Source organism: Streptomyces sp. NPDC002133 (assembly GCF_040296405.1).
Classification (GTDB): Bacteria; Actinomycetota; Actinomycetes; order Streptomycetales; family Streptomycetaceae; genus Streptomyces.
Map to the genome: position 1 here is coordinate 1 of NZ_JBEOXF010000034.1, position 20,959 is coordinate 20,959.

Here is a 20,959-nt window from a genome sequence, read left to right on the forward strand (position 1 = left end):
GTCGACCAGCTTCTCCAGGGCCCCGGCGTCCCGCGCGGCCCGCCACTCCTTCACGTGCGAGTGGTAAAGCCGCTCGCGGCGCAGGATCGCGCCCTTCTCGTTCTTGGGCGCGGCGTCGTACTCGGCCACGATCCGCAGCTTGTACTCGGGACTGAACGTGCGGCGCTTCGGCCGGGGAGCCGGATCGGATCCGGCGGGCTTGGTGCTGGTCATGAGGGGGTGGTTCTCCTGTCGTGCCCTCTCAGGCTAACCCGCCGAAACGGGACGTCTCGCCAAAGGCTGACAGAGAGGGCCTTTTTCACCCAGCCCCGCAGGGACTCCGAGCTGATCCCGAGCTCCCGGGCGACCTCGGTCACCGTCCGGCCCGACGACCGCACGAGCTCGATCGCGTCCCGCTTGTACTCGTCCGAGTACCGCTTCGTGTACTTGCTTCCCACCTGGCACTGCTTCCTCTGGGCTCTCACGTCCCAGTCTCCAGGTGTCCACGATCAAGGGGAAGCTTCAGGTGGCTCAGGCCTATGCGTCGGCGTCGGCGTCCTGCGTGGAGGCCACGAACGCCTCGGGGCCCTGCTCCGCCGCCGCCGGGTCCATCCACATGACCTGCCAGCCGTGGCCGTCGAGATCGAAGAAGCTGCGTGAGTACATGAAGCCGTAGTCCTCGGCGCCATCAGCCTCGGAGCCGCCCGCCGCGAGTGCAGCGGCGCTGACCGTATCGACCTCATCACGGGATGACACGCTGAAGCAGTACAGCGCCAGCGTGTGCGTGGTGGGATCGGCCATCGGCAGTTTCGCGAACTGCGCGAACTTCTCACGGCTGAGCAGCATGACGAAGGCCTGCTCGCCGACCAGCATGCAGGCGGCGGTCTCGTCGGTGAAGTTCGGGTTGAAACTAAACCCGAGATCAGCGAAGAACTCCTTGCTGCGTTCGAGGTCCGCTACGGGGATGTTCACGAACAGCATGCGGCCGGGGTGTGCGGGATTCGTCATGGTGGGTCTCCAGTCGGCGTCTCGATGGCGTACGTCCTGGTAGACCGGCCCGGTCGGCGGAACTCATCGGTGGATCTTCGCTGGCTACCCGAACAGCAGACGCCTTCGCTTGGATATCTTCGCCCACCGCGTCGAGTTGACCTCCAGGAAAAAGCGATCAGCCGTTGATCCCGGCTGAGTGTCTAACTGCGTGACAACGCCGAAGGACAGCGGCAGTCAAGTACTGACACAAGCGGACCATCAACGGCGCCGGACGCTAGCGCTCCTGAGCGGCCTGGCACGGCCAGCGTGGCCCGGTGCCTCCCGGGTGTTACCGAGGGGCGATCGAACTCCGAGGTCCATCTCATGACTTCCGTTCAGCTGCATGGTTCGGTTCCTCCCTCTCAGCGCAGTTGCTCGGCCAGTCCGACGATGATGCCCTCCGGGCCGCGGAGGTAGCAGAGTAGATAGCTGTCCTCGAACCGGGCGATCTCGCCGACGAGTTCGGCGCCGTGAGGGCGCAGGCGGGCAACGGTGTCCTCGATGTCGTCGACGGCGAACATGACGCGGTGCGTGCCCAGAATGTTGTGCGGCCGGTTGCGCGGCCCGGCGCTGATCACCGCGGGGCTGCGGTACTTCGCCAGCTCGAGCCGGCTGTGACCGTCTGGGGTCCGGACCATCGCGATGTCACAGCGGACGCCGTCGAGTCCGGTGCTGATGTCCCTGGGACGGAGCCGGTGGCACGTTCTCGACATCCCCAGAGCGCCGAACTCCGAAAATCTGGATCGCGCCTCAGGTGAGATTCATCCGGATGTACCAACCCACCGCCAGCACGATGAGAATGGCTCCCACGAAGGCCCACACCGTGGTTGCTGCGCTGTGCGAGGTATAGATCAGAGCAGGCATGCTCAGCCAGATACCCGGCAGGAGCGGCCGTAGCCAGTGGACGTTGGCGCCCCCCTGTCGAATACGTGTCGAAGGCGCCGATCTATCGCGCTCGGCGTCCGTGGAGCACCAGGTCAGGAGGGATGCGCCGACGATCACACCAGGCGCCTTCTAAGCGCTTGGCCAGCAGCAGCGAGTAGGCCGAGAGCGGGCCGGTCGGTCGGTGCAGCCCGTTCAGAGCAGCTTGGCGAGTCCGAAGCCGAGCAGCCCCGCGGCCCAGGACCCAAGGCAGGTCCAGAAGACGGTCCGGCCGCACGGAAGAGCGCGCACCGCGGCATTGAAGCGCTGGCTCTGCTCGATCTTCCCCGGAGAGGGGTAGCGCCCAGTGGCGAGGATCAGCCCTCCGGTCAACGACATGCCGAGCGCGATGAAGATGATGGCGGCGGCGCCCACCACCGATCCTGCATCCCGTTCCATGTAGATGGTGCCGTTGTCCCGGACCTCGATCCGGTCTCCCGGCTGTGCCTCGTCGCTGGCGAGCCAGTGCTGCGGGTCGGTGTCCGAACCATCGGCGGCGCTGAAGTCCCCCCAGCATCGCCGGGTCTCACGCCGGTCGTCGGCGTCGCGGTCATTGTCGGTGTACGAGACATCGATCCGGCAGTCGGCGACGGTGAGGGTTCCTCCGGTGCCGGCCAGGCCCACAGTGGTGGCGAAGGTCTGGGTGCCGTACGTGCCCATGAGCAGGCCGACGAGAAGTATGGCGAGACCGATGGCCCGGACGACGATGCGCGACATGATGCAGGACACTACATCGCGGGCCAGAATCCGGAATACCCCACCCCGCACGGCGCACGAGGCGCGCAGCTGTGCTCATATGAGGACTGCGGCTGTGCCGACGAAGGCCATGACCTGGCCGAACATCGCCCGCCAGCTGCGCAGCAGAGCTACGCCAGCCGACGCACCGACCTTAGTGCGCTGGGCCTGACCGATCAGTCGGCGAATCGGCCCGGAAGGGCAAGGGAACTGGCATGGCCGATGAATGGTGCCGAAGGGGGACGCATGAACGGGCCGCCCCAGTGGCCGACACTTCCGAGTAGGGACGCGTGCCCCCTGCGTGCCCGATGAGGCGGGGGCGATCGGGGAACCACGGGGAGTCGGGGCGATTCAACCGCTATCCCGCAGGTAAGCCATGCCCCAGGTCGGGCCGCATACGTGGTCTTCCAAACTAGGGACATAGAGGGTGGCTACCGGTACCAGTCGCCATCGCCCGCGAGCGAACGGTGCAGGTAGTCCTCCAGCTCGCATGCAGCCCACAGCCGACTGTCATCCTCGTGGTCCCAGACGAAGATGTCCGGACGCTCAGGCGTTAGCACGAAGGCGAACTGGTCGCCTCCGCCGTTGTCGCCGAAGAACAGCAGCGGATCGAAGGGCATGTACAGGCCCGGGAACGTGTCGGGGGACCAGAACAGCAGGTTCTGCTCCACAATCCGATCCAGGGACCATACGACGTCAGTCCCGTACTCGCCGACCATCCCGTTGGTCTCCGTCAGCAGAGCAGTCAGCTGCGCCGGCAGGCCTCGGCCAAGGCGCCGTTGCGCCTCGGCTAGAGCAGTCGCGTCAACGGGTGCGCGGAACTCGACCTCGGGCAAGGCTTCGGAAGCGGCTTCTTTCCACATAGGCGCAGCTTAGGCCGAGGGTTGACCGTGCCGACAACGGGCGCTGTACAGCAGCGCCGTACCGCAACCCCAGCCCGCCGCTGTCCGGTAGCGTCCCTCCAGAGCCACGCAGCGACCGGTATGACCGTCGCTGACCGATCCGGCTAGAGCTACGGATCAGAGGGTGACAACTACCATGGCGAGCGTGGCTGGCATGGAGGTCCCCGAGCCCCTGATCGCTCTGCAATGCGCCGTATATGCGGCTAGGCAGGCACTGGCCGAGCACGTCCGCACGAACGGTCCTGTACGCACCTGGAGCACTGGGATCAACGCCGCGGGTGCCGCGTTGCAGCAGACGTGCGAGAGAGCCAAGGCCACTCTTCAACAGGCGATCAATGACAGCGGCTTGGTCCGCGATCACGGTAGCCGTGCTGTGAATCACGCACTCAGGGGAGCGGCCCTGCCGCGGATGGAAGCCCGTGCCACATCCGTGCCAGAAGGAGCGGATCCCAGCGGTCAAGAGCGGTCAAGCGGGACGCCCCGCGAGTGATCATCAGCAGCCGTTTGCGCTGGTCAGCGTCAACATTCCACGTGACGGTCCGGTGATTCCCAAGCTCATGTCCTTGGACGCCCTACCGCACCTCGTCATAGGGTCCGCGTCAGGGGGGATGCGATGCGATCTCCGATGATCACGTGGACGTTGCACAGTCACGGGTGGGCCTTCGTCAAGGTGGGTGACGATCAAGGCGAGGCGGAGGTCATGGCTTCATACATCACTGACGGGCCTGAGCAATTCTTGTACGCCGTGGCCAGGCTGGTGTTGGGTGACGAAGACACGCGTGCCGAGTTGGAGGGGGAACCTGAGGTGTACAGGTGGTTCTTCCATCGGGAGGGTTCGGGTGTCGATGTTCGTCTAGTGAGGGCTGACGACGACCGTGCGCCGGACAGCTCAGGGACGGTTCTCTGGTCAGGACGCCACACGATCGCGGCACTCGCACGGTCGGCCGTCCGAGCCTTCGACCGGATCGACCACGAACTGGGCGAGGAGGCCTACGAGTCTCAGTGGGGCCGGCCGTTTCCCCGAACCGAACTCGAAGCCCTGCGAACCGCGATGCGGCGGCACCTCAAGACCACTCCTAGTCCTGACATCACCAAGTGACATCAACGACAGCGGACATGGGCAGCCCGAGACAGTCATTCACGAGGCGTGGACGCAAGGACGAGGGCTCCAGACGGCCCGTCCGCGCGAACTTACAAAGCAGATGTCGGCGGTTCGAAACCGTCCGCGCCCACCAGCACAAAGGCCCCCGCAGCGAGTCCGCTGCGGGGGCCTTGACGGTAGAACTTGATGGCAGTCGCCCAGTCCCGAGCGCGCCGTCGGCGCAGTGCCGGTCCATGTGACCCATCGCCTCACGCCGCCCCTCGTCCGACAAGTGGGTGTAGATGTTCATCGTGACGGCGATCTGGGAGTGACCCTGGATCTCCATAACCACCCGTGGCGGCACCCCGGCAGCGAAAAGAAGGGTCGCGCACCCGTGACGGGTGTCGTGCAGCCGGATCCGCGGCAGCCCGGTTCCTAGGTGACTCGCTCGAACGATCGGCTGAGGTTCCGCGGCTCGATCGGCCGGCCCGTGCGGGTGGTGAACACCGTGTGTTCAGGCACCGGGGTGTGCCCCGTCGCCGGCGCCGAGGAGGGGGATCGTGAGTCGGCGTTCGACGGCGGTGGGCAGGGACCACAGCTCGGTGCGCCGCCTTCGGTCCTCGGAGCCCTGGCGGGCGGCACGGCGGATACCGGACACGGCCAGGGTCAGGGCGGCCAGGGACACGGCGAGCCCGCTCCCGAGGAGTACACCGGCCAGTACGGCGCCGTCCGCCAGGGCGAACGGAAGCGCGACCCCGAGGCAGAGCGTGCCGAGGCTGCTGAGGACGGCAACCATCCCCCACAGTGGCGTGAGCGGGTGCTCGTTGCGCAGGTGGTCGACCAACTGTCGGTCGGTGGGACGCCGCCGAGGGTGCTCTCCGGCGGCGATGAACAGCTCGGCCCGCCCGCGCAGCGCCCACACAGCGTGCACTCCCACCCATGCGACGGGCAGCACGAACAGCGTCACCAGCACCAAACCCGCCTGAATCGCCCTCGGCACCGACGCCCAGCCGGAGGCGTTGGCGACCATGGATGCCACGGCGGCTCCCGCGAGTACGGCACCCCCCACGCTCGTGGCCACGAGCCATCGCCGGGCCCCGCGTACCCGAGCGCTGAGAGGGAACTCGACCGCGTCCAACGTCTTTCTCCAATCGATGACCGCAGGTACTCTACGCAGCCCTCCGAGGAGCATGCGCCCCGATCCGGGCGCCGTCGAGCACGGCTTCGCGCACCTTAAGAACTGGCACGTGCTCGACGAGGTACGCACCGACCCGAAGTGGGCGACCGGGCTGGTGAGGGCCCTGCTGGTCCTGAGTTCGCATCGAGGGTAGGCCGTGCCCGATCCGTGCCCGATGAGGCGGTGAACCACGGTCAACGGCGGGTGCTCGACCGCGCCTCCAGGCATGGCACCAACACCGGCTCATTCAGCGGGGTTCACGGCCGTTCAGACGGGACCAAAGGCGAGAGGCGATCCCAGAGTCGTCCTTCCGTGAACGCAGGTGAACGGCCCCGCGCTGAACCTGAGACGGCCCTCGGCGCTGGCCCCGTAGGATCTCGGACAGCCACCCGCTTCGAGCTGACCGCCGCCAGAGCTCACCACACCACCAACAGACTTGGAAAGCGCGCGACTACGGCAACCTGCTGGCTCGTGTCCCAGTCGATGGCTGATCCTTGGGCATGACCTCCGAATCGAACGGCGCTCCGCCGGCGACCACGCACGTCAACACGATGACCGATGGGGTCACGAGAGTCTTCACGTGGGAGGAGGGCGCGCGCATCGAGGTGCGCAACCTCGGCGGGGAGATCGTCATCGAGGCGAACGCCGCAGGGCTGAAGACTCTGGCCGGCCATCTGCTCACACTCGCGCAGGACGGCACACCCGACGGGGCTCATCTGCACCTGGAGGACAACAACGGACTTGAAGACGGGTCCGCGAGCCTGGTTCTGGAGCGGTGCGACGGCGAATAGCCCGTGCCAGATCCGTGCCAGATCGAGCGGTCAGCCACGGTCACTCGGGGCACATGGCGGCGCAGATACCGGTCAGCATGCCCAGCCCCCTTGGGCGACTGGTGACCAGCGAGAACTCGTCCACGATCAGCGCCAGGCTTACAAAGCGGCGCCCTCGATGATGTCGGGCACGGTGCGGCGGCGTCGAGCAGGGCGCGGGCGCGGTCCCATGCGCGGGCCTGCCTGGTCTCGGCGAGTAGCTGCTCGGCCGCGCCCTGCCCCGGGATGGTGGTGGCCTTGTCGGCGACGGCGCGCCTCTCCTTGGTGCCGCGCAGGTGCCAGGGTCTTGGAGCACCAGCTTGGAAGACGAATGAAGGTGTGTGGCCTGGCCCTGGGAACGTCTGGCTGGGCCGTGTGCCGCTACTGGTTCAGTCGGTGACGTTTCCACACGCTGACGGCACCTCGACTGCGGGACGGAGCGCAGGGACGTACGGCGTTGGAGCGAGTTCCGCAGGCTTTGGGGCGTCTGCAGCAGGCGGCCGTGGCCGGTCCTTACGACCCCTGCCCGTGAGCACCCGCCATATGCCCCGGGACTCCCGGCCTTTCAGGACCCGGCTCCGGCCGTCGCCGAGCTTGCTGAAGCGGACGGCGGCCTTCTGGTGGGCTTCTATGGCTTCGTCGAACCGCCGCATCTGCTGGAGGGCGGCACCGAGGTTGTTGAGCGCCTGACCCTCGCCGTGGATGTCACCGAACTTGGTGAAACGGTCGGCGGCCTTCTGGTGGGCTTCTATGGCTTCGTCGAACCGCCGCATCTGCTGGAGGGCGGCACCGAGGTTGTTGAGCGCCTGGCCTTCGCGGTGGTTGTCACCGAGCTCGCCGAAACGGTCGGCGGCCTGGTGGTGGGCTTCTATGGCTTCGTCGAACCGCCGCATCTGCTGCAGGGCGGCACCGATGTTGTTGTGCGCCTGACCTTCGCCGTCGTGGTCACCGAGTTCGCCGAAAAGGTCGGCGGCCTGCTGGTGGGCTTCTATGGCTTCGTCGAACCGCCGCATCTGCTGGAGGGCGGCACCGAGGTTGTTGAGCGCCTGGCCTTCGCGGTGGTTGTCACCGAGCTCGGTGAAACGGTCGGCGGCCTTCTGGTGGGCTTCTACGGCTTCGTCGAACCGCCGCATCTGCTGGAGGGCGGCACCGAGGTTGTTGAGCGCCTGGCCTTCGCGGTGGATGTCACCGAGCTCGGTGAAACGGTCGGCGGCCTTCTGGTGGGCCTCTATGGCTTCGTCGAACCGCCGCATCTGCTGCAGAGCGGCACCGAGGTTGTTCAGCGCCAGAGCTTCGCCGTGGCGATCGCCGAGATCACGGCAGATGGCGAGGTCCTGGTGGTGGGCCGCTATTGCCTCGTCGAACCGCTGCACCTGCTGCAGAGCGGTGCCGAGACTGTTCAGGGGCCGGCCCTCGCCGTGGCGTTCACCAAGTTCGCGGCAGATCGTAAGGTCCTGCATTCTCGCTCCAGGAGTGTCGCGCGCTCCCGCCCTCACTGCCTGTTCCTCACGCCGAGCGACGGCGTGGCTGGGCGGGCAACCCGTTCATGCTGACACTCTTAGTAATCATTCGGGCGGCTAGCCCTGCAACCAGCCGGGTGCCGACCGCGCCCAACCGGATGACACATTCGCTTGCTCGGCGCATAGGAAACGACTGCTGCACTGTGACGATCCCGAGCGGCGGGCGCAGGCGGAACGGCGCTGGGCGCTGGAGATGGCGGCGCGCGGTAATGCCTGCTCGTCGAGCGGCGTACGGCCGAAGGGCGGTTGGAAGTCGCCTGTAGGGATGCCGCCGGATTCGCGGTCGAGGTCGTCGAGCAGGACGGCGAGACGCAGACCCGTTCCCGTGGCGCTGAGCGCGGTTCCGTCGGCGAGGCGGAGCGTGCGCGTACCCCAACGGGCCATGGTGCCCGGGGCGGGGTGCTCGCCCCCGCTGCTGTCGGGCACGTTGGCGGCGGCGAGCAGCCGCGCGGCCTCACCGATGGCGGCGTTGAACGCCTCGGATGCGATCACGAACGCCCGCACCGCATCGCGCGCGGTTGCATACGTCGCGGCGAGGGCGCCTGTGTCGAGGGGGCCGCCGGGCGCGGCCATGGCGGCGGCCTGTCAGCCGGTCGCCTGGGGCTGCTTGCGGTCACGGTGTGGGTACTGACATCACTGCGGAGCGTTGGACCGCTACGGTTCGGCATGCTGGCTGGCAAAGTCGAGGCGGCGCTGCCGGAAGCCGTCCAGTCCAGCTGAACAGAGCCAGTCGAGCATGTTCGTCCGCACGGGTCGGTGGGTGAGTGAGTGCCCTGACGTCGCTGGGCCGTCTGTGGGCCGTCTGAGCGCAGCCAGGAGCCATCAACAACGACCAACTACGACCTCTGCCCCGCTGGTCAGACACGTGCTTGATTCTGGAACCCGAGGCAGCCAACCTGCCGCACCAGTTCTGGTTCAACTAAGCCAGACTCGGGACCGAATAGGCCCCGACCAGCAGCTTTGCCACTGGTGAGGGTTCCCTCTCATGCCTCCCGGGCCGCGTCCGAGCATCGCCGGCGGCGCCGGTACGGCTCGGAACCGTCCACACCGCCTCGCCTGCGACGAGATGGGACACCTCGTCGGGCATCGAGGTGGTGGCGGCCGACTCGAAGTTGCCTCGGCACGTGCTGGATTCGGCGAGGCGACTGGATGCCGAGGGCGACGTGAGGTGGTTCGCCCGTCGGCGATCCCGCCCGACTGTCGTTCGTGCGGATCCGTACCCACGCCGCCCACGATCCCTCCGTGAGGGGCGAGAGTTCACCTGCCCCGAACCCTTCGGCAGCGTCTGAGGCGTGTGGCCGGTCTCGGGATCTCGCAGTTCTGCGGACAGAGGGGCCGGTGACTGTCCCACCAGGAGCCCGGCCGCCTAGGATCACGACATGATCAAGGGAGTGATGTTCGACTTCTCCGGCACTCTGCTGCGTATCGAGTCGACCGAGGAGTGGCTCGGCACGGTCCTGACGGCGACCGGCACCCCGGTGGCCGGCGACGAGTTCACCACCTTGGTGCGACGACTCACGGAGTACGGAGTGCTGCCGGGCGGACCGGAACCCCGGCGCGTACCCGCCCATCTCGAAGCGCTGTGGCACGAGAGGGATCTGAGCGCAGACCAGCATCGGGCGGCCTTCACCGCGCTGGCCCGGGAGGCGGGGCTGCCGGCGCCCGATCTGCTGCGGGCGCTGTACGACCGCCATATGACACCGGCCGCCTGGCGGCCCTACCCGGACACCGAGCCGACGTTGCGCGAACTACGCAGGCGAAGGCTCCCGGTGGCCGTGGTGAGCAATATCGGCTGGGACCTGCGGCCGGTCTTCCGCGCACACGGGCTGGACGAACTGGTCGACGCATACCTGCTCTCCTTCGAGCTGGGTACGCAAAAGCCCGACCCGGCCATCTTCCGAGCCGCCTGCGACCGGCTCGGACTGGCACCCGCCGACGTGCTGATGGTCGGTGACAACCGGACGGCGGACGGCGGCGCGGAGGCCCTGGGCTGCCAGGTCCACTTCGTCGAACACCTGCCGGTGGACGAGCGCCCGGCCGGACTGGCACCGCTCCTGGACCTCCTGGACCGACGAGGCACCGGCGGTTAGCGAGCGGCAGGCGGGGGTCGGCCCGCGCACCACCAGGCGCCACGAGCCCTCGGCCGCCACTCGGAGCCACTCGCCCGGGCGGTCACCTCGGGCCGTCCCCGAACGGCCCGAGGTGACCGACACCGACCGTCGCCGACTCCCCCACGGCTGGTCGGCAGGGGTTCCAAAGAGTTCCTTCCGGCCGTTCTGACGATCCATCAGTTCTCGTTATAGTGAGCAATGGCCGTGCTGCACAGGGGAGACGAGGTCGTATGCCACAGGTGACGGAGCACGGCGGAGGCGTCTGGTCCCTCCGGGTCCCCATCCCGGACAATCCTCTGGGCCACACCCTGGTCCACGTTCTGGAGACGGACCGCGGCCCCGTCCTCGTCGACACCGGCTGGGACGACCCCGCCTCCTGGACCGCGCTCACCGAGGGCCTGGGCGCGCTCGGCGTCGCGGTCGCCGACATCCACGGCGTGGTCATCACCCACCACCACCCCGACCACCACGGACTGTCGGGCCAGGTGCGCGACGCGTCCGGCGCTTGGATCGCCATGCACGCCGCCGACACCGACGTCGTACGCCGCACCCGCGAATCCCGGCCGGAGGCCTGGCTCGACTACCTGGCCGACAAGCTCGCCACGGTCGGGGCGCCCGACGAGCACCTCGTCCCGCTGCGGGCGGCGCGCGACTCCGGCCGGATGCGGACCCTGCCGGGTCTGCGCGCCGCCCTGCCCGACCGGGAGATCGTCCCCGGGGAGCTGCTGGACCTGGCGGGCCGGCGGCTGCGCGCGATATGGACGCCCGGCCACACCCCCGGCCATGTCTGTCTCCACCTGGAGGAGGACCACCCGGCGAACCTCGCGGGCCACGGCCGTCTCTTCTCCGGCGACCACCTGCTGCCCGGGATCTCCCCGCACATCGGTCTCTACGAGGATCCGGACGACTCCACCGTCACCGATCCCCTCGGCGACTACCTGGACTCACTGGAACGCATCGGCCGCCTCGGCGTCGCCGAGGTCCTCCCGGCGCACCAGCACGCGTTCACCGACGCAGCGGCGCGGGTGCGGGAGCTGCTCGCCCACCACGAGACCCGCCTCAGCGGGCTGCTGACCCTCCTCGCCACCCCGCTGACCCCCTGGCAGCTCGCCGAGCGCATGGAGTGGAACCGCCCCTGGGACCGGATCCCCTACGGATCCAGGAACATCGCCGTCTCGGAGGCGGAGTCCCATCTGCGCCGCCTCGTGAAGCTGGGGCGGGCGGAGGCGGTGCCGGGGAGCGCGCCGGTGACGTACGTGGCGGTTTGACGCGTGACGTATGAGGTATGACGCGTGGGGGGGTGGCTCACGAGTGTGACCCACGCCCCGGCATCCTCCCAGGGACCCGCCGGATACGGGCCGGTAGAGTGTGCGAGTCGTCATCATGCCCGTACGGGGGGAAGCCGGTGCGAATCCGGCACTGACCCGCAGCCGTGAGCCGCCTCGCAGGCGGTGAGTCGGAATGCCTCGTACCGGGACAAGACACCCCGAAGGCACCGTCGAGGTATACGGGGCCGGAACCTGGTGCCCGAGCGTGCCTGCGTCCGGCTCCCCGCAGGAGAGGCACCGTCCGCCATGAACGTTCGCCGCAGCGCAGCCGCGCTCGCCGCCGCTACCGCCGTGCTCTGTGGGGCCGGCGCCCCGGCCGCGACCGCCGCGCCGAGCCCCTCCCCCTCGCCCGTGCTCCCGGCCGGGCTGTTCGGCACGAAGGACCCCACCTACGACGGTGTCTGGCGGCAGTCGCTGGCACTGCTCGCGCAGGACGCCATGAAGGAAGTCCCCGCGGCGAAGGCCGTGTCCTGGCTGACCGGGCAGCAGTGCGCGAACGGCGGATTCGCCTCCTACCGCGCCGACGCCGCCAAGCCCTGCGACGCCAAGACGATGCTGGACACCAACGCCACCGCCGCGGCACTGCAGGCCCTCACCGCCGTCGGCGGGCACAAGGCCGAGGTCCGCAAGGGCATCTCCTGGCTGAAGTCCGTGCAGAACGCGGACGGCGGCTGGAGCTACAACCCGGGCATGCCGTCCGACGCCAACTCCACCGCGATAGTGATCGGCGCCCTCGCGGTGGCGGACGCTCGACCGGCCACGATGACGTCGAGCGGCGGGAAGAACCCGTACGACGCGCTCGTGTCGTTCGCGATCCCGTGCGCGGACAAGGCGGGCGGCGGAGCGTTCGCGTACCAGCCGGACAAGGCGGGCAAGCTGTTCGCGAACGGCGACGCGACCGCGGCCGCCGTGCTCGGCGGGCTCGGCCGCGGCTTGATCGTCAAGGGTCCGAAGCCGGGCGGTGCCCCGGCGTGCGACACCGCCGCCGAGGCGACCCCCGAGCAGTCCGCCCGCAACGGCGCGGCCTACCTCGCGACGGCCCTCGCCAAGACCGGCCACCTCGACTCCCCGCCGCTGCCCGGCGCCGCCGACCCCGCCCCGCAGCCCGACTTCGGCAACACCGCGGACGCGGTGCTCGCCCTGTCCGCGGCCGGGCACGCCGACAAGGCGGCCGGCGCCGTGGCCTGGCTGGAGAAGAACTCCGCCGTCTGGGCGAAGGACGGCGGCCCGGCGGCGTACGCCCAGTTGGTCCTCGCCGCGCACGCGTACGGTGCCGACCCGCGGGACTTCGGCGGCACCGACCTGGTCGCGCAGCTGAACGCGACCGGCCCCGCGCCCGCGTCCACCGTCGCGCCGACGCCGGCGGCGGCGGCGGGCCAGGACGACAAGGCCGAGGTGACCGGCGGCGACAACGTGGGCATCTGGTGGATCATCGGCGCGGGTGTCGCGGCGGGCGTGGTCATCGGCTTCCTGATCAGCGGCCGCAGGAAGAACAAGCAGTAATGCTCAGGCGATTCACGGCCGCGCTGGTCCTCGGCGCTGCTCTCGCACTGGTGGTGGCGTTGCCGGCGCAGGCGGCCGGCTACCGGTACTGGTCGTTCTGGCAGTCCGGCGGTGGGGCCGGTGGTGAGGCCGCGGGCGGCGGATGGATGTACGCCACCCAGGGCCCGGCCACCGCCCGGCCCGCGGACGGCGAGGTGAACGGCTTCCGCTTCTCGGTCAGCACCGACTCGGCGGACTCGGCGAAGCCGCGCACCGCTCCCGACTTCGCGTCCGTGTGCGCGGACACGCCCGCGAAGGCGGGCACCAAGCGGGTCGGCATCGTCATTGATTTCGGCACGCCGGCGGACGCGCCGCAGGGCGACGCCCCGCCGTCGCCCGACCGGCGCACCGCCTGCGCCCGGGTGGACCCGTCCGCGACGAGCGCGGACGCCCTGGCGGCGGTGGCGAAGCCGCTGCGGTACAACGGCGATGCGCTGCTCTGCGCGATCTCGGCGTATCCGAGGTCGGGGTGCGGCGAGCAGGTGTCGGCCGTCGCCCCGCCGCCGGCCGGGCCGAGCGCGGCGACGCCCGCCGCGGATGCCGCGGATGCCTCGGACAACTCGGACACCTCGGACGGCTCCGCGGAGGAGGCCTTTGGACCCTCGGTCGGTGTCGTCGCGGGCGTCGCGGCCGTGCTCGCGCTGGGCACGGCGGCGTTCTGGCAGTCCCGCCGTCGTCGCGGATGACGCCGGCCGAGGCGCGGGCAGGGGCCTTCTCCCCTCCCCGCCCCTTCCCGAACCGGGGCTCCGCCCCAGCTCCCGTGCGGCCTTCAGCAGCCGTGTCCTCAGTCGCCGGACGGGCTCAGGACGAGCCGATACCGCCGAGTCGACCCGGGTGTCCGTCCTCAATCGCCGGACGGGCTCACGGTGACCCTGTACCGCCGGGTCGGCCCGGATACCCCTCCACAAACACCGAACCGGCACACGACGACCCCGTACCCACCAGCAAGCCCGAGCGCCCCTCCCCAGCCGCCGGACGGGCTCACGGTGACCCTGTACCGCCGGGTCGGCCCGGATACCCCTCCACAAACACCGGACCGGCACACGACGACCCCGTACCCACCAGCAAGCCCGAGCGCCCCTCCCCGGCCGCCGCGCCCGCTCAGGAGGGGACCTCTCGCGTCTCCGTTCCCCACGCCCGCCAGGGCCGGGGCGCAGGCGGACAGGGTGCGGGGCGGGGGCAGAGGCCGCCGCAGGCGGGGCGTCGGCGGGGTCTTCGCGCGCCCGAGGCCAACCGGAGCAACGCGTTGCATGCCGGGGCGTGGTGGGTGTGGGCCCTGGGGCTCGCGACCGCGGCGTCCCGGACGACCAACCCGCTGCTGCTCGGCCTGCTGGTCGGCGTCGCCGGGTACGTCGTCGCGGCGCGTCGCACGGACGCCCCGTGGGCCCGGTCGTACGGCGCGTTCCTCAAGCTCGGACTCGTCGTCCTCGCGATCCGGCTCGTCTTCTCGGTCGTGCTCGGGTCGCCGATCCCCGGAACCCATGTCCTCCTCTCCCTTCCCGAAGTGCCGCTGCCCGACTGGGCGCAGGGCATCAGGATCGGCGGCCGGGTGACGGCCGAACAGCTGGTGTTCGCGCTGTACGACGGGGCGAAGCTCGCCACGCTGCTGATCTGCGTGGGCGCGGCGAACGCCCTCGCGAACCCCGCGCGGCTGCTGAAGTCGCTGCCGGGCGCGCTGTACGAGGCCGGGGTCGCCGTGGTCGTGGCGATGACGTTCGCGCCGAACCTGGTCGCGGACGTGGTGCGGCTCCGTACCGCGCGCAGGCTGCGCGGTCGCTCGACCGGCGGCATCCGGGCGATCGTCCAGATCGGGCTGCCCGTCCTGGAGGGCGCGCTGGAACGCTCCGTCGCGGTGGCCGCGTCGATGGACGCGCGCGGGTACGGGCGTACGGCCGCGGTGCCGCCGGCCGTCCGGCACACGACCACGGCCCTCACCCTGGGCGGGCTGCTCGGGGTGTGCGCGGGCTCGTACGGACTGCTCGCGGCGGAGGGGGCCGGGTACGGACTGCCGGTGCTGCTGGGCGGATTCGCGGCGGCGCTGGCGGGACTGTGGCTCGGCGGGCGCCGCCAGGTCCGTACGCGCTACCGCCCCGATCGCTGGGGCGCGCGGGCGTGGCTGGTGTCCGGGTCGGGCGTCGTGGTCGCGGTGCTGATGATCCGGGCGGGCTCCTACGCCCCGGAGGCGCTGCACCCAGCCGTCGTACCGCCGGCCGCGCCGACGCTGCCGCTGCTGCCGGCGGTGTCGGTCCTGGTGGGCCTGCTGCCCGCGTTCGTCGCTCCCGAACCGATGTCGCCGAAGGAGTCGTCGTGATCCGCTTCGAGAACGTCTCGGTGACGTACGCGGACGCCGCGACGCCCACGATCCAGGGGATCGATCTGACGATCCCCGAGGGCGAACTCGTCCTGCTGGTCGGCCCGTCGGGGGTCGGCAAGTCGACACTGCTGGGCGCGGTCTCCGGGCTGGTCCCGCACTTCACGGGCGGAACGCTGCGTGGCCGGGTCACGGTCGACGGGCGGGACACCCGCACCCACAAGCCGCGCGAACTCGCCGACCTCGTCGGCACGGTGGGCCAGGATCCGCTCGCGCACTTCGTCACCGACACGGTCGAGGACGAGCTGGCGTACGGCATGGAGTCGCTGGGGCTGGCACCCGACGTCATGCGACGACGCGTCGAGGAGACCCTCGACCTGCTGGGCCTCGCCGATCTGCGCGACCGGCCGATCGCCACGCTCTCCGGCGGGCAGCAGCAGCGGGTGGCGATCGGCTCCGTCCTCACGCCGCACCCGAAGGTGCTGGTCCTCGACGAGCCGACGTCGGCGCTCGACCCCGCCGCCGCCGAGGAGGTGCTGGCGGTGCTCCAGCGGCTGGTGCACGACCTGGGCACGACGGTGCTGCTGGCCGAGCACCGCCTGGAACGCGTTGTCCAGTACGCGGACCAGGTCGTCCTGCTCCCCGGTCCCGGTGAGCCCCCGGTGCTGGGCAGCCCTGCGGAGGTGATGGCGATCTCACCGGTCCATCCTCCGGTGGTGGCGCTCGGCCGCCTGGCGGGCTGGTCCCCGGTGCCGCTGTCGGTGCGCGACGCGCGGCGGCAGGCGGGAGCGCTGCGGGAGCGCTTGGCGGGGGCCGAGTCCCCGGCCCTCCGGGGCGGGGCGCCGACTCCGCCCGGCGCCGTACCGCGGCGGGCTGCCGCCGACGGCGCCACACCCCGGGTCGAGCCTGCTCTCCGTGAGACCGCAGGCGCATACGTGTCGGGGCGCGCCGCCAGGACCGTGTTCGGCAGGCTGTTCCGGCGGCCCCGCCCCGCCGCGGCCGCCGGCGACGGGGCACCGGCCACCGGGGAACCCACGCCCGACATCCCCTCCGCGCGGGTGGAGGAGCGGGAGGAGTCCGCTTCCGCATCCATCGCCGGCCCGCGGAGCCGTCCCGTCGCCGAGGTGCGCGGGCTCGGGGTGCGACGGGGGCGGGTCGAGGCGCTGCGGGGTGTCGGCCTCGCCGTGACGCCCGGCGAGACCGTCGCGCTCATGGGGCGCAACGGTGCCGGGAAGTCCACGCTGCTCGGCGCGCTCGTCGGGATGATCGCGCCGACATCGGGCAGCGTCCTGGCCGGCGGCCGCGTACCGCATCGCACGCCGCCGCGCGAGCTCGTCCGGCAGGTCGGGCTCGTACCGCAGGAGCCGCGGGACCTGCTGTACGCGGACACGGTGGCCGCCGAGTGCGCCGCGGCGGACGCGGATGCGGGCGCCGCGCCGGGGACCTGCCGGGAGCTCGTCACCGCGCTTCTGCCCGGCGTGCCCGACGAGACGCATCCCCGGGATCTCTCCGAGGGCCAGCGCCTCGCGCTCGCCCTCGCGCTCGTGCTCACCGCCCGCCCGCCGCTGGTCCTGCTCGACGAGCCGACCCGCGGACTGGACTACGCGGCCAAGGCCCGCCTGGTCGCGGTCCTGCAGGGCCTCGCGACCGACGGCCACGCCATCGTCCTGGCGACGCACGACGTGGAGCTCGCTGCCGAGCTGGCGCACCGGGTGGTGATCCTCGCGGACGGCGAGGTCGTGGCGGACGGTCCGACGGCCGACGTCGTGGTCTCCTCGCCCGCGTTCGCCCCGCAGGTCGCCAAGATCCTCGCCCCGGAGCCCTGGCTCACCGTGGCCCAGGTCGAGGAGGCCCTGTGACGACGCGCCCCATGCGGCTCGGCCCCCGCGCGCTGGCCGCGCTCGTGCTGATCGGTGCGATCGGTGTCGCCGCCTTCGGCTGGCCGCTGCTGGCAGACGCGGACGCGGCCGTCACGGACCACGCCCAGGACGCCCCGTGGCTGTTCGCCGCGCTGCTTCCGCTCCTGGTCGCCGTCGTCGTCGCGACGATCTCCGACGGCGGGGTGGACGCGAAGGCCGTCGCGATGCTCGGTGTGCTCGCGGCCGTGGGGGCCGCGCTCCGGCCGCTGGGTGCGGGCACCGCGGGGCTCGAGCCCATGTTCTTCCTGATGGTGCTGAGCGGACGCGTGCTCGGTCCCGGCTTCGGGTTCGTGCTCGGCTCCGTGACGATGTTCGCGTCCGCGCTGCTCACGGGCGGAGTCGGGCCCTGGATGCCGTTCCAGATGCTGGCGATGGGCTGGTTCACGATGACCGCGGGGCTGCTCCCGGGACCGGACCGCATCCGGGGCCGTGCCGAGCTCCTGATGCTCGCCGGATACGGTTTCGCCGCGGCCTTCGCGTACGGCACGGTCATGAATCTGCAGGGCTGGGTCGTCCTGCAGAGCGGCATGGCCTCGGGGATCTCGCTCCACCCGGGCGACCCGGTCCACGAGAACCTGGTCCGTTTCCTGGCCTACTGCCTGGCGACCTCGCTCGGCTGGGACCTGGGGCGTGCGGTCCTCACGGCCGTACTGACCCTGACCGTCGGCTCCGCGCTCCTCAAGGCGCTGCGCCGGGCGACGCGCCGCGCCGCCTTCGAGGCCCAGGTCACATTCGAGCCCCCGGGGAGGGCCCCGGAGGGGTGAGGCGGCCCACAGGACCTTGGTCCCGAAACGATCGGGCTTAGTAGACGGACCCCGGGGCTGTTCGTCCCCGTACGACCCATTCCGACCTGCAACGAAACCCGATATGTCCGGCTCGGGACCTTAGTCCTGGAGTACCCCTTCTACGTCGTATCTACGGGGTGAGCCCGGTCACGGCGGGGGCCCTGACATCGCAGCTACAACTGTCCTCGTCGCAAGGCAACGCAGGGCTTCGAGCCAGCACCACGGACCGATTTCGGCCCCGCCGTCGCGACGTCCTTGCCCCCGACGTTAGGTACTGCCTTGTCTCACTCGCTGATCAACCGCTTCGCCGCCCGCAACAAGTCCGTTGTCGCCGGCACCGCCGTGCTCCTCGGTGCGGCCGGTGCGGTGCTGGGGGCGACCTCGACGGCTTCGGCCGCCACCTCCTCCCCGCAGGAGATCGCGAAGCAGATGATGCCTGCCGCCCAGTTCCAGTGCTTCGACAACATCGTGAAGCACGAGTCCAACTGGAACCACACGGCGTCGAACCCCTCCTCCGGCGCCTACGGCCTGGTCCAGGCCCTGCCCGGCAACAAGATGGCCACCGCCGGCGCCGACTGGAAGACCAACCCCAAGACCCAGATCAAGTGGGGCCTGGAGTACATGAACGAGCGTTACGGCAGCCCGTGTGGCGCCTGGAACTTCTGGCAGGCCAACCACTGGTACTGAGCCGACGACGGCAGAGCGCCAGTAGCAGGGACCGACAAGGCCCCGAAGCGATCGTCTCGCTTCGGGGCCTTGCCGCATGCGCAGGGCCGGGGCCGCCGGCGCCCACGGGGCCGCCCGCGCCGCACGCGCCGCCACGCGCCACCCGTCAGCGTCCCGCCCCGGCCCGCGTCCACCTCGGCGACGAGGTGGTCGAATCTCGCCGGGGCCATGGCGGAGCACGGGGTCACGGCGGCCCTCGTGCACAGCGACGAGGACGCCATCGTGCTGGTGCCCAGGCTGCAGGCGCGCGGCATCCGTGTGCCGGGCGACCTGGCGCTGATCGCGTACGACGACGAGGTGGCACCGCTCGCCGATCTGCCGTTGACCGCGATCGCCCCGCCGAAGCGGTCGGTGGGCGAACTGGCGGCGAAGCTGCTGTTGCAGCGGCCGGCCGAGCGCAGGTCGGGTCGCGTTCCGGCGCCGCGCCAACATCTCGATCTGTTGCTGGAGTTGAGGGTGCGCGTACTGCTGCGGCGATCAGGGCGAGTCTTCGCCATGATCAATGTTCGATCGTTTTGATTGTCTTGCTCATTTTCTCTTGACGTCGATCGGGTCCGCACAAAAGATGGCCTGCGTTCGCCTCTCTCCCGTACGAGGTCCCACGTAGGAGCCGTGCAATGCCGCGCACTTCACGTTCGTTCCGTACAGCCGCCATCGCCGCCCTCGGCCTCGCTCCGGCCCCGCGCCGTCCACGCACCCTGCTCGCCATGGGCCCCGAGGCCCACACCCAGCTGCTCGCCGAGGGCGCCCTCGACCGGCTGCCGCGCGTGGCGGAGGTGGACGTCGCCGAGTGCGTCGGCGACTTCGGGGCGGCCGACGACGCCGTGCTCGACGCCGCCGAAGTGCTCTTCACGCACTGGGCCGCCCCGGTGCTCACGGCGGACGCGCTGCGCCGGATGCCGCGGCTGCGGGCCGTCGTCCATGCGGCGGGATCCATCAAGCACCATGTCACCGAGGCCGTCTGGGAGCGTGGCATCGCGGTCTCCACGGCCGCGGCCGCCAACGCGCTGCCCGTCGCCGAGTTCACCCTCGCCGCCATCCTGTTCGCCAACAAGCGGGTGCTCGACAGCGCCAGGCACTACCGGGAGGCACGCGCACAGGTGGCCGTCCTGCCGTACCTCGCGGGCCACGGCAACTACCAACGCACCGTCGGCATCGTCGGCGCCTCGCGCATCGGACGCCGTGTCCTGGAGCTGCTGCGGCCGCTGGACCTGGACGTGCTGCTGCACGACCCGTATGTGGACGCGGCCGGGGCCGCGGGGCTCGGGGCCGAGCTCGTCGGGCTCGACGAGCTCGTGTCCCGCAGTCAGGTGGTGTCCATCCACGCACCCCAACTCCCCGAGACCCGCCATATGTTCGACGCCCGGCGCATCGCGCTGCTGCGCGACGGCGCCACCCTCGTCAACACCGCGCGCGGCTCCCTCGTCGACACCGGCGCTCTCACCGAGCACCTGGTCACCGGCCGTATCCACGCCGTCCTGGACGTCACGGAGCCCGAGGTGCTGCCCGCCGAGTCGCCGCTGTACGCGCTGCCCAACGTGCTGCTCACCCCGCACATCGCCGGCTCGCTCGGCAACGAGCTGTGCCGCATGGCGCACTGGGCGATCGACGAGGTCGAGCGCTACGCCAAGGGCCTGCCCTTCGCCCACGGCGTCGGCGCCGACGAACTCACCCGCTCGGCCTGAGGAGCGCGTCGCATGACGGACCCCTCCGCAGCCGTCCGCCGCGTCCTGGTCGTCGGGATCGACGGAGTGCCCCTCGACACGCTGAGCGCCGTCGAGCCCCCTCATCTGGACGCGGTGGCGGCGTCCGGGCTCCTGGTGCCGGTCCGGTCACGGTCGACCCCGGTACGCCCACCATGTCCGGGCCCTGCTGGGCGACGATCGCGACCGGTGTGACCGTCGGCAAGCACGCCGTGTGGAGCAACGACTTCAGCGGCAACCGCCTCGCGGTCTTCCCGGACTTCACCACCCGCCTCGCCTCCCTCGGCGGCCGGCGCACCCGTTTCGATCGTTCTCCGCTCCGGGCAAGTCGCCGCACGCACAGTCGGCACGACACACGCAAGGCTCCGAAGCGGCATACCG

Annotated in this window: 20 protein-coding genes, 6 pseudogenes and 1 riboswitch; of the genes and pseudogenes, 14 read left to right on the forward strand and 12 right to left on the reverse strand. The window is 70.6% G+C overall.

What is annotated here, in order from left to right:
- From ABT078_RS26785 to ABT078_RS26815, 7 genes and pseudogenes are all read right to left on the reverse strand, one after another.
- A pseudogene (locus tag ABT078_RS26785) lies at nucleotides 1–213 on the reverse strand (hypothetical protein); the annotation flags it as partial.
- Nucleotides 210–437 carry a transposase gene (locus tag ABT078_RS26790; RefSeq protein WP_351231989.1) on the reverse strand — a complete coding sequence of 76 codons (228 nt, stop codon included), beginning with the start codon at nucleotides 435–437 and terminating at the stop codon, nucleotides 210–212. The gene ABT078_RS26790 and the pseudogene ABT078_RS26785, both read right to left, overlap by 4 nt.
- 79 nt (nucleotides 438–516) lie before the next feature.
- The gene (locus tag ABT078_RS26795; RefSeq protein ID WP_351231991.1) at nucleotides 517–960 is read right to left on the reverse strand and encodes a VOC family protein; all 444 of its coding nucleotides are present in this window, start codon (nucleotides 958–960) and stop codon (nucleotides 517–519) included.
- A gap of 410 nt (nucleotides 961–1,370) precedes the next feature.
- A pseudogene (locus ABT078_RS26800) lies at nucleotides 1,371–1,688 on the reverse strand (VOC family protein); the annotation flags it as partial.
- Between the two features lie 70 nt (nucleotides 1,689–1,758).
- Nucleotides 1,759–2,010 (reverse strand): hypothetical protein, encoded by a 252-nt coding sequence (locus tag ABT078_RS26805; RefSeq protein ID WP_351231993.1) that lies wholly within the window; start codon nucleotides 2,008–2,010, stop codon nucleotides 1,759–1,761.
- A gap of 75 nt (nucleotides 2,011–2,085) precedes the next feature.
- On the reverse strand, nucleotides 2,086–2,646 hold the full coding sequence (locus tag ABT078_RS26810) for a hypothetical protein (protein ID WP_351231995.1): 561 nt from the start codon (nucleotides 2,644–2,646) through the stop codon (nucleotides 2,086–2,088).
- Between the two features lie 449 nt (nucleotides 2,647–3,095).
- On the reverse strand, nucleotides 3,096–3,527 hold the full coding sequence (locus tag ABT078_RS26815) for an SMI1/KNR4 family protein (RefSeq protein WP_351231997.1): 432 nt from the start codon (nucleotides 3,525–3,527) through the stop codon (nucleotides 3,096–3,098).
- Between the two features lie 664 nt (nucleotides 3,528–4,191).
- Between ABT078_RS26815 and ABT078_RS26820 the strand changes: the two genes are divergently transcribed.
- A complete protein-coding gene (locus ABT078_RS26820) occupies nucleotides 4,192–4,665 on the forward strand; it encodes a hypothetical protein (RefSeq protein ID WP_351231999.1) in 474 nt (157 codons plus the stop codon).
- 229 nt (nucleotides 4,666–4,894) lie between these two features.
- Here ABT078_RS26820 and ABT078_RS26825 read toward each other — a convergent pair.
- Both ABT078_RS26825 and ABT078_RS26830 read right to left on the reverse strand, forming a co-directional pair.
- Nucleotides 4,895–5,154 (reverse strand): annotated as a pseudogene (locus ABT078_RS26825) (tyrosine-type recombinase/integrase); the annotation flags it as partial.
- A gap of 7 nt (nucleotides 5,155–5,161) precedes the next feature.
- A complete protein-coding gene (locus tag ABT078_RS26830) occupies nucleotides 5,162–5,686 on the reverse strand; it encodes a hypothetical protein (protein WP_351232001.1) in 525 nt (174 codons plus the stop codon).
- A gap of 151 nt (nucleotides 5,687–5,837) precedes the next feature.
- Here ABT078_RS26830 and ABT078_RS26835 point away from each other — a divergent pair, with 151 nt between their 5' ends.
- Nucleotides 5,838–5,978 carry a hypothetical protein gene (locus tag ABT078_RS26835; protein ID WP_502981338.1) on the forward strand — a complete coding sequence of 47 codons (141 nt, stop codon included), beginning with the start codon at nucleotides 5,838–5,840 and terminating at the stop codon, nucleotides 5,976–5,978.
- 346 nt (nucleotides 5,979–6,324) lie between these two features.
- The gene (locus tag ABT078_RS26840; RefSeq protein WP_351232002.1) at nucleotides 6,325–6,615 is read left to right on the forward strand and encodes an Imm32 family immunity protein; all 291 of its coding nucleotides are present in this window, start codon (nucleotides 6,325–6,327) and stop codon (nucleotides 6,613–6,615) included.
- 407 nt (nucleotides 6,616–7,022) lie between these two features.
- Here the strand turns inward: ABT078_RS26840 and ABT078_RS42835 are convergent, their stop codons facing one another.
- The 3 genes and pseudogenes from ABT078_RS42835 to ABT078_RS26850 all read right to left on the reverse strand — a co-directional run bounded on the left by ABT078_RS42835 (nucleotide 7,023) and on the right by ABT078_RS26850 (nucleotide 8,726).
- Nucleotides 7,023–7,286 (reverse strand): hypothetical protein, encoded by a 264-nt coding sequence (locus tag ABT078_RS42835; protein ID WP_502981344.1) that lies wholly within the window; start codon nucleotides 7,284–7,286, stop codon nucleotides 7,023–7,025.
- 108 nt (nucleotides 7,287–7,394) lie between these two features.
- Nucleotides 7,395–8,093 (reverse strand): annotated as a pseudogene (locus ABT078_RS26845) (tetratricopeptide repeat protein); the annotation flags it as partial.
- A gap of 117 nt (nucleotides 8,094–8,210) precedes the next feature.
- Nucleotides 8,211–8,726 carry a hypothetical protein gene (locus ABT078_RS26850; protein ID WP_351232006.1) on the reverse strand — a complete coding sequence of 172 codons (516 nt, stop codon included), beginning with the start codon at nucleotides 8,724–8,726 and terminating at the stop codon, nucleotides 8,211–8,213.
- A gap of 806 nt (nucleotides 8,727–9,532) precedes the next feature.
- On the opposite strand from ABT078_RS26850, the gene ABT078_RS26855 reads away from it, so the two are divergent.
- The 11 genes and pseudogenes from ABT078_RS26855 to ABT078_RS26905 all read left to right on the forward strand — a co-directional run.
- A complete protein-coding gene (locus tag ABT078_RS26855) occupies nucleotides 9,533–10,243 on the forward strand; it encodes an HAD family hydrolase (RefSeq protein WP_351232008.1) in 711 nt (236 codons plus the stop codon).
- Nucleotides 10,244–10,494: 251 nt separating this feature from the next.
- Nucleotides 10,495–11,532 carry a Strvi_7410 family MBL fold metallo-hydrolase gene (locus ABT078_RS26860; RefSeq protein WP_351232010.1) on the forward strand — a complete coding sequence of 346 codons (1,038 nt, stop codon included), beginning with the start codon at nucleotides 10,495–10,497 and terminating at the stop codon, nucleotides 11,530–11,532.
- 128 nt (nucleotides 11,533–11,660) lie between these two features.
- Nucleotides 11,661–11,730, forward strand: a riboswitch (cobalamin riboswitch).
- 108 nt (nucleotides 11,731–11,838) lie between these two features.
- On the forward strand, nucleotides 11,839–13,095 hold the full coding sequence (locus ABT078_RS26865; protein ID WP_351232012.1) for an SCO2321 family membrane protein: 1,257 nt from the start codon (nucleotides 11,839–11,841) through the stop codon (nucleotides 13,093–13,095).
- Nucleotides 13,095–13,820 (forward strand): SCO2322 family protein, encoded by a 726-nt coding sequence (locus ABT078_RS26870; protein ID WP_351232014.1) that lies wholly within the window; start codon nucleotides 13,095–13,097, stop codon nucleotides 13,818–13,820. Before ABT078_RS26865 ends, ABT078_RS26870 begins: the two co-directional genes overlap by 1 nt.
- 560 nt (nucleotides 13,821–14,380) lie before the next feature.
- Nucleotides 14,381–15,445, forward strand: a complete 1,065-nt coding sequence (locus ABT078_RS26875) for an energy-coupling factor transporter transmembrane component T (protein WP_351232016.1) — start codon at nucleotides 14,381–14,383, stop codon at nucleotides 15,443–15,445.
- On the forward strand, nucleotides 15,442–17,304 hold the full coding sequence (locus ABT078_RS26880) for an ATP-binding cassette domain-containing protein (RefSeq protein WP_351232018.1): 1,863 nt from the start codon (nucleotides 15,442–15,444) through the stop codon (nucleotides 17,302–17,304). The genes ABT078_RS26875 and ABT078_RS26880 overlap by 4 nt, the downstream gene beginning before the upstream one ends.
- An 11-nt stretch (nucleotides 17,305–17,315) precedes the next feature.
- Nucleotides 17,316–18,128 (forward strand): ECF transporter S component, encoded by an 813-nt coding sequence (locus ABT078_RS26885; RefSeq protein ID WP_351232140.1) that lies wholly within the window; start codon nucleotides 17,316–17,318, stop codon nucleotides 18,126–18,128.
- 300 nt (nucleotides 18,129–18,428) lie between these two features.
- A complete protein-coding gene (locus ABT078_RS26890; protein ID WP_351232020.1) occupies nucleotides 18,429–18,836 on the forward strand; it encodes an aggregation-promoting factor C-terminal-like domain-containing protein in 408 nt (135 codons plus the stop codon).
- 141 nt (nucleotides 18,837–18,977) lie between these two features.
- Nucleotides 18,978–19,394: pseudogene (locus tag ABT078_RS26895) on the forward strand (substrate-binding domain-containing protein); the annotation flags it as partial.
- 98 nt (nucleotides 19,395–19,492) lie between these two features.
- Nucleotides 19,493–20,560: a hydroxyacid dehydrogenase gene (locus ABT078_RS26900; RefSeq protein ID WP_502981339.1), complete on the forward strand. Its 1,068-nt coding sequence runs from the start codon at nucleotides 19,493–19,495 to the stop codon at nucleotides 20,558–20,560.
- A gap of 12 nt (nucleotides 20,561–20,572) precedes the next feature.
- Nucleotides 20,573–20,877 (forward strand): annotated as a pseudogene (locus ABT078_RS26905) (alkaline phosphatase family protein); the annotation flags it as partial.
- Between the last annotated feature and the right edge of the window lie 82 nt (nucleotides 20,878–20,959).